12 protein-coding genes and 1 tRNA gene are annotated in these 12,455 nt (G+C 67.3%); 5 read left to right on the forward strand and 8 right to left on the reverse strand.

Annotation, left to right across the window (positions count from 1 at the left end):
* Positions 1-67: 67 nt before the first annotated feature.
* The 4 genes from queF to yaaA form a co-directional block, all read right to left on the reverse strand.
* Positions 68-952: an NADPH-dependent 7-cyano-7-deazaguanine reductase QueF gene (gene queF, locus ACZYRS_RS26155; protein ID WP_463421562.1), complete on the reverse strand. Its 885-nt coding sequence runs from the start codon at positions 950-952 to the stop codon at positions 68-70.
* Positions 949-1,869, reverse strand: coding sequence for an alpha/beta fold hydrolase (locus ACZYRS_RS26160; RefSeq protein ID WP_463421563.1), 921 nt, complete (start codon positions 1,867-1,869; stop codon positions 949-951). The genes queF and ACZYRS_RS26160 overlap by 4 nt, the downstream gene beginning before the upstream one ends.
* Before the next feature lie 19 nt (positions 1,870-1,888).
* A complete protein-coding gene (locus tag ACZYRS_RS26165) occupies positions 1,889-2,731 on the reverse strand; it encodes a 2OG-Fe(II) oxygenase (protein WP_198785813.1) in 843 nt (280 codons plus the stop codon).
* A gap of 129 nt (positions 2,732-2,860) precedes the next feature.
* Complete coding sequence (gene yaaA, locus ACZYRS_RS26170) at positions 2,861-3,646, reverse strand: peroxide stress protein YaaA (RefSeq protein WP_463421564.1); 786 nt, start codon at positions 3,644-3,646, stop codon at positions 2,861-2,863.
* Positions 3,647-3,753: 107 nt separating this feature from the next.
* Here yaaA and ACZYRS_RS26175 point away from each other — a divergent pair, with 107 nt between their 5' ends.
* Together ACZYRS_RS26175 and galU are read left to right on the forward strand one after the other, a co-directional pair.
* Complete coding sequence (locus tag ACZYRS_RS26175) at positions 3,754-6,633, forward strand: valine--tRNA ligase (RefSeq protein ID WP_463421565.1); 2,880 nt, start codon at positions 3,754-3,756, stop codon at positions 6,631-6,633.
* A gap of 100 nt (positions 6,634-6,733) precedes the next feature.
* Positions 6,734-7,624 carry a UTP--glucose-1-phosphate uridylyltransferase GalU gene (galU, locus tag ACZYRS_RS26180; RefSeq protein ID WP_198785816.1) on the forward strand — a complete coding sequence of 297 codons (891 nt, stop codon included), beginning with the start codon at positions 6,734-6,736 and terminating at the stop codon, positions 7,622-7,624.
* Between the two features lie 75 nt (positions 7,625-7,699).
* On the opposite strand, the gene ACZYRS_RS26185 is transcribed toward galU, so the two are convergent.
* From ACZYRS_RS26185 to cysM, 3 genes are all read right to left on the reverse strand, one after another.
* Positions 7,700-7,927, reverse strand: a complete 228-nt coding sequence (locus tag ACZYRS_RS26185; protein WP_013539858.1) for a sulfurtransferase TusA family protein — start codon at positions 7,925-7,927, stop codon at positions 7,700-7,702.
* Complete coding sequence (locus ACZYRS_RS26190) at positions 7,917-8,495, reverse strand: NUDIX domain-containing protein (RefSeq protein ID WP_198785817.1); 579 nt, start codon at positions 8,493-8,495, stop codon at positions 7,917-7,919. The genes ACZYRS_RS26185 and ACZYRS_RS26190 overlap by 11 nt, the downstream gene beginning before the upstream one ends.
* Positions 8,496-8,557: 62 nt before the next feature.
* A complete protein-coding gene (cysM, locus tag ACZYRS_RS26195; RefSeq protein WP_198785818.1) occupies positions 8,558-9,460 on the reverse strand; it encodes a cysteine synthase CysM in 903 nt (300 codons plus the stop codon).
* A 42-nt stretch (positions 9,461-9,502) separates the two neighbouring features.
* Between cysM and ACZYRS_RS26200 the strand changes: the two genes are divergently transcribed.
* A tRNA-Leu gene (locus ACZYRS_RS26200) sits at positions 9,503-9,587 on the forward strand.
* A 66-nt stretch (positions 9,588-9,653) separates the two neighbouring features.
* Positions 9,654-10,301, forward strand: a complete 648-nt coding sequence (locus ACZYRS_RS26205) for an SGNH/GDSL hydrolase family protein (RefSeq protein ID WP_463421566.1) — start codon at positions 9,654-9,656, stop codon at positions 10,299-10,301.
* A 71-nt stretch (positions 10,302-10,372) separates the two neighbouring features.
* Here the strand turns inward: ACZYRS_RS26205 and ACZYRS_RS26210 are convergent, their stop codons facing one another.
* Entirely contained in the window at positions 10,373-11,305 is a 933-nt protein-coding gene (locus ACZYRS_RS26210; protein ID WP_463421567.1) for an SDR family oxidoreductase, read from the reverse strand.
* Positions 11,306-11,361: 56 nt separating this feature from the next.
* On the opposite strand from ACZYRS_RS26210, the gene ACZYRS_RS26215 reads away from it, so the two are divergent.
* Complete coding sequence (locus tag ACZYRS_RS26215; protein ID WP_463421568.1) at positions 11,362-12,426, forward strand: CDP-6-deoxy-delta-3,4-glucoseen reductase; 1,065 nt, start codon at positions 11,362-11,364, stop codon at positions 12,424-12,426.
* The last annotated feature ends 29 nt before the right edge of the window (positions 12,427-12,455 follow it).

Raw genomic sequence — 12,455 nt, forward strand, 5'->3', positions numbered from 1 at the left:
GGGGGCGCAGAGCGGCTTTCTGATTTCCGAAGAGGGGCTTCAGCCCCTGCTGGCCTTACTGCCGCGCTTATTGCCGCGCCGTGCGGATGTTCGGCGGAAGCGCCTGCGGCCAACTCGTGCGGAACGGGTTGATGTCGAGGCCGCCGCGCCGCGTGTAGCGCGCATACACCGCGAGCTTGGTGGGTTTGCAGCGGCTCCAGATGTCCGTGAACATCCGCTCGGCGCACGGCTCGTGGAACTCGTTGTGGTTGCGAAAGCTCACGATGTAGGCGAGCAGCCCCGCCTGGTCGATGGGCGGGCCGCTGTAGCGGATCTGCACGCTGCCCCAATCGGGCTGGCCGGTCACGAGGCAGTTGCTTTTCAACAGGCGGCTGGTGAGGGTTTCGTTCACATGCACCTGCGTGGTGTCGCTCGTGAGCAGCTCGGGCGCGGGCTGGTAGTGCGTGCATTCGATGTCCAGGCGGTCCAGGTCCAGGCCGTCGATCTCGTGCACCGGCTCGCGGTCGAAGAGGTCGGGCGTGAGCAGCTTCACGCCGATGCCAGCGGATTGGTCGCTGCCGCGCCACGCCGCTTCGGCCAGGTCCGTGCGCAGGTGCTCGCGCACGGCCTCGATGCTCGCGAAGGTGCTGTTGTTGAAGCTGTTCAGGTACAGCTTGAACGACTTGCTCTCGATGATGTTGGGCGTTTCGCAGGGAATGGTGAAGTGCGCGATGGCCAGCTGCGGCTTGCCGCGCGGGTTGAGCCAGCTCACCTCGAAGGCGGTCCAGAGGTCGGCGCCGAAGAAGGGCAGCGCGTCGCTCTTGATGCCCATGGCCTCGCGCTGCGTGGCGCGGGCGATGGGGAAGAGCAGCGATGGGTCGTACTTGTCGGCATAGGCCGAGGCGCGGCCGAGTTGCGATTGCTCGGGGGTGTTGGGGTTGTGGGGGTTGTCGGGGTGGTTGTCGAGGCTCATGGCGTTTCCTTGGCGTGCGCTTCGTCCACGGCCGCATCGGCAGCATGCGCGAACGGCGCGATGTGGTTGGCGAGGATGGTGCAGACCTCGGGCGGCAGGTCGTGGCCCATGCCGGGCACGGGGACGAAGGTCGCGCCCGGAATGCGCGCGGCCGAATCCCTGCCGCACGCGATGGGCACGAGCGCATCGGCGTCGCCGTGCAGCACCAGCGTCGGGCGCTGGATGCGCGCGAGCACCTGGGGGCGGTCGTCGTCGGCGCCGATGGCGAGCATCTGCCGCATCAGCCCGGCCGGGTGGTAGGCGCGGCGCATGCTGAAGGTCAGGCGCTCGGCCAGCTCCGCGTCGGTCTGCGGATAGGCCGGGCTCTGGATGAGCCGCAGCAGCCGGATGCTGTGCGCGACGAGTTCGGCCTCGCCCTTGCCCAGCGGCCGCCTCATGAGCATGGCGCCCACTTCGCGGCGCGGGCCGGGCAGGCCGCGCGCGCCGCTCGAACTCATGATGCTCACGAGGCTGGCGGTACGCTCGGGCGCCGTGGCAGCCAGGCGCTGCGCGATCATGCCGCCCATCGAGGCGCCGACGATGTGGGCGCGCGCGATGCCCAGCGCATCGAGCACGCCGATCGAATCTCGCGTCATGTCCTGCAGCGTGTACGCCGAGCGCACCTTCAGGCCGAGGCGGTGACGGATGGTCTCCCAGACGATGTTGCGCACGCCCGCGTGGTCGAACCCTTGGCTCAGACCGATGTCGCGGTTGTCGTGGCGCACCACGCGAAAGCCCTTGTCGACCAGCTGCTGCACGAAGGCGGTGGGCCATGCGACCAGCTGCATGCCCAGGCCCATGATGAGCAGGATGACGGGACGCCCTTCGCCCCCGGTGTCGTCGACCTCGATCTGCAGCCCGTTGGCGGTGACTTTCATCGATGCCCTGTCATTGGAGTCATTTGAATTCGCGCTCGCGCAGCCACTTGGTGGCGACCCATTTCTCGCCCGCGAGCACCGGCGCGCCGCCGTGCAGCGTGCGGGTGACCGGGTCGGGCCGGTCGTAGGTGAAGAAGACGCCGGTGCCGCGCACGGGCGCCACTTCGAGGCCGACGTCGGGGAAGGTGGTGGCGCCGCCCTGCTCGGGCTCCTGCAGGTACATCACGAGCGTGGCCACGCGCTGGCCGCCGCGCTTGAGGATGGTGGGCGTGCCGGGCTCGTTCGGGTCGAAGTAGTCGTAGTGCGGGCGGTACTGCGCGCCGGGCGCATAGCGCAGGATCTGCAGGCCCTCGCCATATTCGAGCGGCCAGCGCAGCAGCGTGGCCAGGCGCTGTTCGAGCCGCCCGACGATCTCGTTCTCGCCGCGCTCGAAGAACATGCCGTCGCTGGTGCGATCGACGTTGAGCACCTCGCCGCCGGTGCGCGTCTCCACCGTGAGCGAGCGCGCGAGCCGCACGCGCGCCGCGGCGATCAGCCCTTCGCACTCCTCGGCCGACAGTAGGTTGCCGAAGACGATGACGCGCGGATGCCGCATCGTCTGCAGCACCTGCACCTGCCGGTCGCCGGCATCCAGGTACAGCGGCGCGCCATCGAGATCGGGGCCGGGCATCTCGGTGCGCGCCGGCGGCGGCACCACCTCGACATTCGGGAAGCCGGCCTCCAGCTGGGCCAACGCCACGTCGGTGGCCGTATCGTGCCAGCCGGCCGCGCGCATCGACGCGCGCAGCGCAGGCACCGAATGACCGGCCGCCAGCTGGGCCACCAGCCATTCGCGCAGCTCCGGACTGATCGGTTGGGACATCTCAGCATTCCTCCATCGAATCCCACGAACCCATTCGAGAAACACCGCAGAACCGGCTTTGCCGGGCCGCAGGTGTTGCCCCCTGCAAGGGGGTTGGCGAAGCGACACGAAGTGCGCGAAGACTGGGGGTCATTCCAATCTTCTCCTGAACACCAGCCTTTCGGCTGTGGACGCATCGGCGTCGAAACCATAACCCTCGAGGTCGAATTTTTCCAGCGCCTTGGGCGTGGCCGCCTTGTGCTGCACGGCCCAGCGGGCCAGCAGGCCGCGGGCGCGCTTGGCGAAGAAGCTCACGATCTTGTACTTGTCACCCTTCCACTCCTGGAACACGCATTCGACCACGCGCGCCTTGAGCACCTTGCGGTCGACCGACCTGAAGTATTCCTGCGAGGCCACGTTGACGACCACCGGCGTGCGGTCGGCCGCCAGGCGCTCGTTCAGGTGCTCGGCGATGCGCGAGCCCCAGAAGGCGTACAGGTCCTTGCCGTGGCGGTTGGCCAGCTGGGTGCCCATTTCGAGGCGGTAGGGCTGCAGACGGTCGAGCGGGCGCAGCAGGCCGTAGAGGCCGCTGAGGATGCAGACGTGGTCTTGCGCCCAGGCCAGTTGCGCGGGCGTGAAGCTGCGGGCGTCGAGGCCGCCGTAGACATCGCCGTCGAAGGCGAAGGCGGCCTGGCGCGCGTTCTTCGCGGTGCTCCTGGCGGACCAGGCCTCGTAGCGCGCCGCGTTGAGGGCGGAGAGCTTGTCCGAGAGGTTCATCAGCTCGGAGATTTCGAGCGGCGACTTCTCGCGCAGGATCTTGATGAGCTCGGTCGAGGGGCCGCGGGAGCTTTCGAAATGGGGTTGGGTGGCAGGGACTTCAGGAGGAACCGGAGTGTCGTAGTCGAGCGACTTTGCAGGGGAAAGCAGGAAGAGCATCCCGGAATTATGAGTGGCGGCTGTGTCACCGAGTCGCCCCGGTAAAATCATGGGCTGTCCCACCTGTCCCCATGCGGCGCCCCCGAAGGCTCCGTTCTGCATTCCCCATGAGCGAACCCACCACCCCTGCCGCCCAACCTGGACTGGAGAGCCTCTCCAAATCGTTCGAACCCGTCGCCATCGAGGCGCATTGGGGCCCCGAATGGGAGAAGCGCGGCTACGCGAAGGCGGGCTACCGCGGCACGCAGCAGCCCAGGGAAGGCGCCGATTCGTTCGCGATCCAGCTGCCGCCCCCGAACGTGACGGGCACGCTGCACATGGGCCATGCGTTCAACCAGACGATCATGGACAGCCTCACGCGCTACCACCGCATGAAGGGCGACAACACGCTGTGGCTGCCGGGCACCGACCATGCCGGCATCGCCACGCAGATCGTGGTGGAGCGCCAGCTGCAGGAGCAGAAAGTGAGCCGCCACGACCTGGGCCGCAAGAACTTCGTGGCGCGCGTGTGGGAGTGGAAAGAAAAGTCGGGCAACACCATCACCCAGCAGATGCGCCGCATGGGCGACACGGTCGATTGGAGCCGCGAGTACTTCACGATGGACGACGACCTCTCGGCGGTCGTGACGCAGACCTTCGTGAAGCTCTACGAAGAAGGCCTCATCTACCGCGGCAAGCGCCTGGGCAACTGGGACCCGGTCCTGAAGACCTCGGTGAGCGACCTCGAAGTGGAGAGCGAAGAAGAAGACGGCTCGCTCTGGCACATCGCCTATCCGCTCGAAGACGGCAGCGGCACGCTGACCGTGGCCACCACCCGGCCCGAGACCATGCTCGGCGACACGGCCGTGATGGTCCACCCCGAGGACGACCGCTACAGGCACCTGATCGGCCAGCGCGTGAAGCTGCCGCTGGTGGACCGGCTGATCCCGATCATTGCCGACGACTACGTGGACAAGGCCTTCGGCACCGGCGTGGTGAAGGTCACGCCCGCGCACGACTACAACGACTATGCGGTCGGCCAGCGCCACAAGCTCGATGTGATCGGCATCCTCACGCTGGACGCGACCATCAACGACAACGCGCCCGAGAAGTACCGCGGCATGGACCGCTTCGTGGCGCGCAAGGCCATCGTGGCCGACCTGGAGGCGCTGGGCCTGCTCGTCGAGGTGAAGAAGCACAAGCTCATGGTGCCGCGCTGCGCACGCTCGGGCGCCATCGTGGAGCCGATGCTCACCGACCAGTGGTACGTGGCGATGACGCGCCCGGGCGCCGACGGCCAGTCGATCGCGCAGAAGGCCATCGACGTGGTGAAGTCGGGCGAGGTGCGCTTCGTGCCCGAGAACTGGGTCAACACCTACAACCACTGGATGGAGAACATCCAGGACTGGACGATTTCGCGCCAGCTCTGGTGGGGCCACCAGATCCCGGCCTGGTACGACCAGGAAGGCAACGTGTACGTGGCCGAGAACGAGGCCGACGCACAGGCCAAGGCGCCCGGCAAGACGCTCGTGCGCGACGAGGACGTGCTCGACACCTGGTACTCGGCGGCGCTGGTGCCCCTCTCTTCGCTGGGCTGGCCCGAGAAGACGCAGGACCTGGAGCTCTACCTGCCTTCGCAGGTGCTCGTGACGGGCTACGACATCATCTTCTTCTGGGTCGCCCGGATGATCATGATGACCAAGCACTTCACCGGCAAGGTGCCGTTCAAGGACGTGTACATCCACGGCCTCGTGCGCGATGCGCAGGGCAAGAAGATGAGCAAGTCCGAAGGCAACGTGCTCGACCCGGTGGACCTGATCGACGGCATCGAGCTGCCCGCGCTGCTGGACAAGCGCACGCAGGGCCTGCGCAAGCCCGAGACGGCGCCCGCGGTGCGCAAGAACACGCAGAAGGAATTTCCGGAGGGCATTCCGGCCTTCGGCGCCGATGCGCTGCGCTTCACGTTCGCATCGCTCGCATCGCTCGGCCGCAGCATCAACTTCGATTCGAAGCGCTGCGAGGGCTACCGCAACTTCTGCAACAAGCTCTGGAACGCCACGCGCTTCGTGCTCATGAACTGCGAGGGCCAGGACTGCGGCCTCATGGAGCACACGAAGGAAGACTGCAAGGTCGGCGGCCCGGCGCACGGGTATCTGAAGTTCAGCCGCGCGGACTACTGGATCGTCTCGCAGCTGCAGCGCGTGGAGGCCGAAGTGGCCAAGGGCTTCGAGGAGTACCGCCTGGACAACGTGGCCAACGCGATCTACCAGTTCGCGTGGGACGAGTTCTGCGACTGGTACCTGGAGATCGCCAAGGTGCAGATCCAGACCGGCGACGAATCGCAAAAGCGCGCCACGCGCCGCACGCTGATCCGCACGCTGGAGACGCTGCTGCGCCTGGCGCATCCGGTGATTCCGTTCATCACCGAAGAGCTCTGGCAGAAGGTCTCGAAGGTGGCGGGTCGCGAAGGCCAGTCGGTCATGATCGCGGCCTATCCGAAGAGCCAGCCCGAGAAGATCGACGCGGCAGCCGAGGCGCATGTGGCGCGCCTGAAGGCGCTGGTGGATGCATGCCGCACGCTGCGCGGCGAGATGAACGTGTCGCCCGCCACGCGCCTGCCGCTCTACGCGGTGGCCGACGATGCCGAAGGCGCGGCGTTTTTGCGCGAATCGGCGCCGGTGCTGCAGGCGCTGGCCAAGCTCAAGGAAGTGAAGGTCTTCGACGACGAGGCCTCTTGGTCGGCCGCGGCTGAAGCGGCGCCCGTCGCGGTGGTGGGCGCGGCGCGCCTGTGCCTGCACATGGAGATCGACAAGGCCGCCGAGAAGCTTCGCATCGGCAAGGAGATCGCGCGCATCGAGGGCGAAATCGCCAAGGTGCACGGCAAGCTCGGCAACGAAGCCTTCGTCGCGAAGGCCCCTCCGGCAGTGATCGAGCAAGAACGTAAACGTCTGGCTGACTTCACCGCCATGTTGGAGCGTTTGCGCGACCAGCTTGTGCGTCTCGGCTGACACACAGGGGGCCCGGAAGGCGTTTAGGATGATTGGAGCGGCCTCGCGCCGCTCTGCCGCATCCTGCCCTCTCCCTTTGAAGAAAGACGCTGACTTGCCCATGTCCACTTCCTCGACCCGCATCCGCAAGGCCGTATTCCCCGTTGCAGGCTTTGGTACTCGCTTCCTGCCAGCCACCAAGGCGCAACCCAAGGAAATGCTGCCCGTGGTCGACAAGCCGCTGATCCAGTACGCCGTCGAAGAAGCCTACGCCGCAGGCATTCGCGACATGATTTTTGTGACCGGCCGCAACAAGCGTGCGATCGAAGATCACTACGACACCGCTTACGAACTCGAAAGCCAGCTCGAAGCCAGCGGCAAGGATGCGCTGCTGAAGATCGCGCGCTCGGTGATGCCCGACGACATGACCTGCTCGTACGTGCGCCAGCCGCGCATGCTGGGCCTGGGCCACGCCGTTCTGTGCGCCGAGCACCTGGTCGGCAACGAGCCCTTCGCCGTGCTGCTGGCCGACGACCTGATGGTCGGCCCCGAAGGCGGCGAGCCGGTGCTCGCGCAGATGACCGCTGCGTTCGCGCGCCTGGGCGGCTCGCTGCTGGCCGTGCAGGAAGTGCCGCTCGCGCACGTCAAGCGCTACGGCATCGTGGCCGGCGATGCGATCGAAGAGGGCCTCGTGAAGGTCAATCGCATGGTCGAGAAGCCCAAGCCCGAAGACGCGCCCTCGCGCCTGGGTGTCGCGGGCCGCTACATCCTCACGCCGGGCGTGTTCGACGAGATCCGCAACCAGCCCAAGGGCGCGGGCGGCGAGATCCAGCTGACCGACGGCATCGCGGCGCTGATGAAGAAGGAATCGGTCTACGCCTACTCGTACAAGGGCATCCGCTACGACTGCGGCAGCAAGGAAGGTTTCCTGCAAGCCAGCGTGGAATTGGCGCTCGCGCACCCCGAAGTGGGCGCTGAATTCCGTGAATACCTCAAGAGCCTGAAGCTCTGAGGCGCACCGGAAAGCACGAAAGAAAAAGGGGCCGCAGGGCCCCTTTCCTTTTGCGCTCGTGCGCGCGTGTACTCGTCAGCGCCGCTTCAGCACGTGGATGAAGTCGGTGCCGACCGTCTGCTGCTCCATGAGCTCGTTGCCGGTCTGGCGCGCGAAGGCCTGGAAGTCGCGCACCGAGCCCGGATCGGTCGACACCACCTTGAGCAGTTGCCCGCTCGCCATGTCGTTGAGCGACTTCTTGGCCTTGAGGATGGGCAGCGGGCAGTTCAGTCCGCGCGTGTCGATTTCGCGATCAACTTCCATGCTTGGGCTCCTCGGGCGGCAGCTGCAGCCCGCGGCGGCGCTCCTCGTTCTCGGCCGCGGTGAAGAACACGGGCTCGTGGCCGCGCGTGCGCAGCCAGTCGGCCAGCGCATAGCCGGTGCCCGCGGGCCAGCATTTGAGGTCCGGCAGGTCGTAGAGCCGGTAGTCCACCAGTTCGGGCGAGAGCTTCACCTCGCCATCGGCCACCACGTGGTAGGCGATGATGATCTGGTTCATGCGCTGGAAATCGTAGGCGCCCACGAGCTTGGTGGCGCTCACGTCGAGGTTGGTTTCTTCCTTCACCTCGCGCGCGATGCCTTCCTCGGGCGTCTCGCCGGCTTCCATGAAGCCGGTGATGAGCGCGAACATCTTGCCGGGCCATGCCGCATTGCGCGCCAGCAGCACCTGCCCGCGGTACTCGACGATGGCCGCGAGCACGGGCGTCGGGTTGTTCCAGTGCGTGTGGCCGCAGTTCGGGCAGCGCAGGCGCTCCTTGGGACCGCCGTCTTCCATCAACGCGATCCATTCCAGCGGCGTGGCACAGACCTGGCAAAACTTGGGGTGGGGCATGGGGCTGCTCTTGTTATGGCTTGCAGCGCCCGGTGATCGGGGCTGCAGCGGGATCGGTTGATTTATGCGGGAAAGACGCCGGTCGACAGATAGCGGTCGCCCCGATCGCACACCACGAACACGATGGTCGCGTTCTCGACCTTCTTGGCGACTTCGAGCGCCGCCCACAGCGCGCCGGCCGCGGAGATGCCGCCGAAGATGCCCTCTTCGCGCGCGAGGCGCCGGCACATTTCCTCGGCGTCGTCCTGGCTCACATTGATTTCTTCATCGACGCGGCTCGGGTCGTAGATCTTTGGGAGGTACTCGGTGGGCCACTTGCGGATGCCCGGGATGCGCGAGCCTTCGGCCGGCTGCGCGCCGATGATGCGCACCGCGGGGTTCTTTTCCTTCAGGAACCGCGAGACGCCGGTGATGGTGCCGGTGGTGCCCATGGCGCTCACGAAGTGCGTGATCTTGCCCTTGGTGTCGGCCCAGATCTCAGGGCCGGTGGTCTCGTAGTGGATGCGCGGGTTGTCGGGGTTGGCGAACTGGTCGAGCACGCGGCCCTTGCCCTGCGTGACCATCTGCTCGGCCAGGTCGCGGGCGTATTCCATGCCGCCGCTCTTGGGCGTGAGCACGAGCTCGGCGCCGAAGGCCTTCATGGTCTGGGCGCGTTCGACGGAGAGGTCCTCCGGCATGATCAGCACCATGCGATAGCCCTTGATGGCCGCGGCCATCGCGAGCGCGATGCCGGTGTTGCCCGAGGTGGCTTCGATCAGCGTGTCGCCGGGCTTGATTTCGCCGCGCTCCTCGGCGCGCTTGATCATCGAGAGGGCCGGCCGGTCTTTCACCGAACCCGCGGGGTTGTTGCCTTCGAGCTTGCCGAGGATCACGTTGCCGCGCTTGGCATTTTCGGCTGCGTCGATGCGTTGCAGGGCGACCAGCGGGGTCTTGCCAATGGCGTCTTCGATCGTCGGATAATTCATGGCAGCCACTGTGCCATAATTTTGGGCTTCGTTCAGAACCCTGCCCGGGTGGTGAAATTGGTAGACGCAGGGGACTCAAAATCCCCCACCGAAAGGTGTGCCGGTTCGATTCCGGCCCCGGGCACCATCGATACCTTGCTGTCGAAATGGGAAAAGGGCTCCTCTTTCGTCGGCGGAAGGCACACTGAACGCCATGCGAAATCGCTCGCGCCGCACCGTGCGCACCCTCCCCGTTCTTCTCTGGCTGGCCTTGGCACTGGGTGCCACGTCCGCTGTTGCCGCACCCGATTGCACCGTCGCCCTGTGGGGCGATTCGATCCTCTACGGCGGGTTCGGCGCGTCGCTCACGAACCGCATCCAGGAGCCGCCGGCCGCCGCGCTCAAGCGCATTCGCCCCGCCTGGACGATTGCCGACTACAGCACGCCCGGCGACAGCGCCCACAAGCGCCTGCCGAGCTTCGTGCTGCAGCCGATGCCGGCGCGCGTCGTGGTGCTGCAGTACGGCATCAACGATGCCGGCAACGGCTACCAGTACGAGCCGGCCCTGCGCGGGATGGTCGACTACGTCCAGGCAGCCGGCAAGACATCGATCGTCACCGGCCTCTCGCAAGTGAAGGCCGACCGCATGCCGCAGCGGGACGGCTACGACGCCACGGCCCGTCGCGTGGCCCGGGAAGAAGGCGTGCTGTTTGCCGACTGGGGCGCCGCGCGCTTCGACACCGCCGACATGGTGGACGACATCCATCCCAGGCAACCGTACAGCACGCGCCTCGTGGAACGGCTCGTGCTGGCGCTCGACCAAGTCGCACCCGAGTGCGCGCCGCCCGCCAGACAGGGCTAGCCGATCGCTTCAATCGCGGTGAAAGGCTTCCGCGGGCAGGCTGGGCATCAGGCCATCAGGCCATCACGCCGTCAGGCCTCGGCGCGCAGGCCGGTGTGCACCGTCGGATGCGCGAGCCGCACACGCAGCTCGCGCTTGAGCCGCGTGTTGTCGAGCCGGCGCGATTCCCCCATGAAGCTCAGCAACTGCAGCGGCAACTGGCGCTCGGCTTCCTCGCGCGCCACGCGCGGCGGGCGCGCCATGCCGTAGAGATCGGCCGCGAGATCCACGTAGTCGCCCATGCGCAGCTCGGTGTCGTCCGAGGCATGCACGATGCGCTGCGGCCGGCCGCGGAACAGCGACGCGATGCAGGCGCGCGCCAGGTCGTCGGCATGGATGTGGCTGGTGTAGACGTCGTCCTCGCGGCGCAGCACCGGCGTGCCGCGCTGCAGGCGGCCACGCGGCGTGCCGTTCTCGCGGTCCGGCGCGTAGATGCCCGGAATGCGCAGGATGCTCGCGCGCACGCCGGCGCTGCGGCCGAGCCAGCACACGGCGCGCTCGGCGTCCACCCGACGGTGGGAGCGCGGCGTGTCGGGACGCACGGCGCGCGTTTCGCTCACGCGGGCGCCGCCGCAATCGCCGTACACGCCGCTGGTCGAGCCGTAGACCAGGGCCGAAGGAACCGAGCGCAGCCTCAAGGCGCGCGCCAGGGCCGTGGTGCGCTGGTCGCGCCACCAGGCGGCGCCGCCATCGCGCGCGGGTGGCGCCAGGTGCAGCACCCGCGTCGCGATGCCCGCCAGCCGGCGCAGCGTGGCCGGCTCGTCCAGGTTGCCCACCAGCGGGCGGATGCCGGCGGCACGCAGCGCGGCGACCCGCTCGGCCGAGGACGTGAGCGCCACCAGCTGCACGCGGCCGCGCAGGTCGCGCGCCACGCGCTGGCCGACGTCGCCGCAACCCACGATCAGGAGGCGCTCGCGCCGGAACCGCGCCGGCAGCGCGCCGGAGGGGCTATTGATTGAAGGCAAAATCCTGTTCCCTTTCCGTTTCAGACCCAGGCTGAAAAACAAGCCGAAGAATACAGATGACTGCTGCACCGCCGCACGAAGCCGGCTTTTCCATCACCGTCGAACCCAGCGGGCGCCATTTCGTGGTTCACGGCGACGAAACCATCCTCGCGGCCGGCATCCGCCAGGGCATCGGCCTGCCCTATGGCTGCAAGGACGGCGCCTGCGGCTCCTGCAAGTGCAAGAAGCTCTCGGGCGAGGTCACCCTCGGCCCCCACCAGAGCAAGGCCCTGAGCGCCGAGGAGCAGCTCGCCGGCTACGTATTGACCTGCTGCGCGCACGCCACGAGCGACGTGGTGCTCGAATCGCGCCAGGTCACCGAGGCCGGGGCGCTGCCGATCCGCAAGATGCCGGTGCGGGTGCTGGCCCTCACGCGCCAATCGCACGACGTGATGATGCTGCGCCTGCAGCTGCCGGCCGGCGAGCCGCTGCAGTTCCATGCGGGGCAGTACGTGGAATTCATATTGCGCGACGGCGCGCGCCGCAGCTACTCGATGGCCAACGCGCCGCACACGCTGGCCCAGCCGGGCACGGGCATCGAGCTGCACCTGCGGCACCTGCCGGGCGGCAAGTTCACCGACCACGTCTTCGGCGTCATGAAGGAAAAGGAAATCCTGCGCATCGAAGGCCCGTTCGGCAGCTTCTTCCTGCGGGAGGACTCCGACAAGCCGATGATCCTCCTGGCCTCGGGCACGGGCTTCGCACCGATCAAGGCGCTGCTGGAGCACATGAAGTTCAAGGACATCGACCGGCCTGCCACGCTCTACTGGGGCGGCCGCCGGCCCGAGGACCTGTACATGGACGAATGGGTGCGCGGCCAATTGGCCCAGATGCCGAACCTGCGCTACGTGCCCGTGATCTCCAACGCCACGCCCGACGACAACTGGACCGGCCGCACCGGTTTCGTCCACCAGGCGGTGCTGGAAGACTTCGCAGACCTGTCGGGCCACCAGGTCTATGCCTGCGGCGCGCCCATCGTGGTCGATTCGGCCAAGCGCGACTACGTGGCGATGGCGGGCCTGCCCGAAGAAGAGTTCTTCGCCGACGCGTTCACCACCGAGGCCGACAAGGCCTTGCCCTGATTTTTTCGATTTCCCATCCGCAGACAGAA

Source organism: Variovorax sp. AC194, from assembly GCF_979257995.1.

Excerpts from the sequence above, each read along its gene's own strand:
- ACZYRS_RS26215 (WP_463421568.1), top strand. The coding sequence starts at position 11,362 with ATGACTGCTGCACCGCCGCACGAAGCCGGCTTTTCCATCACCGTCGAA.
- ACZYRS_RS26205 (WP_463421566.1), top strand. The coding sequence starts at position 9,654 with ATGCGAAATCGCTCGCGCCGCACCGTGCGCACCCTCCCCGTTCTTCTC.
- ACZYRS_RS26165 (WP_198785813.1), bottom strand. The coding sequence starts at position 2,731 with ATGTCCCAACCGATCAGTCCGGAGCTGCGCGAATGGCTGGTGGCCCAG.
- ACZYRS_RS26175 (WP_463421565.1), top strand. The coding sequence starts at position 3,754 with ATGAGCGAACCCACCACCCCTGCCGCCCAACCTGGACTGGAGAGCCTC.
- ACZYRS_RS26185 (WP_013539858.1), bottom strand. The coding sequence starts at position 7,927 with ATGGAAGTTGATCGCGAAATCGACACGCGCGGACTGAACTGCCCGCTG.
- yaaA (WP_463421564.1), bottom strand. The coding sequence starts at position 3,646 with ATGCTCTTCCTGCTTTCCCCTGCAAAGTCGCTCGACTACGACACTCCG.
- cysM (WP_198785818.1), bottom strand. The coding sequence starts at position 9,460 with ATGAATTATCCGACGATCGAAGACGCCATTGGCAAGACCCCGCTGGTC.
- queF (WP_463421562.1), bottom strand. The coding sequence starts at position 952 with ATGAGCCTCGACAACCACCCCGACAACCCCCACAACCCCAACACCCCC.
- galU (WP_198785816.1), top strand. The coding sequence starts at position 6,734 with ATGTCCACTTCCTCGACCCGCATCCGCAAGGCCGTATTCCCCGTTGCA.
- ACZYRS_RS26160 (WP_463421563.1), bottom strand. The coding sequence starts at position 1,869 with ATGAAAGTCACCGCCAACGGGCTGCAGATCGAGGTCGACGACACCGGG.
- ACZYRS_RS26190 (WP_198785817.1), bottom strand. The coding sequence starts at position 8,495 with ATGCCCCACCCCAAGTTTTGCCAGGTCTGTGCCACGCCGCTGGAATGG.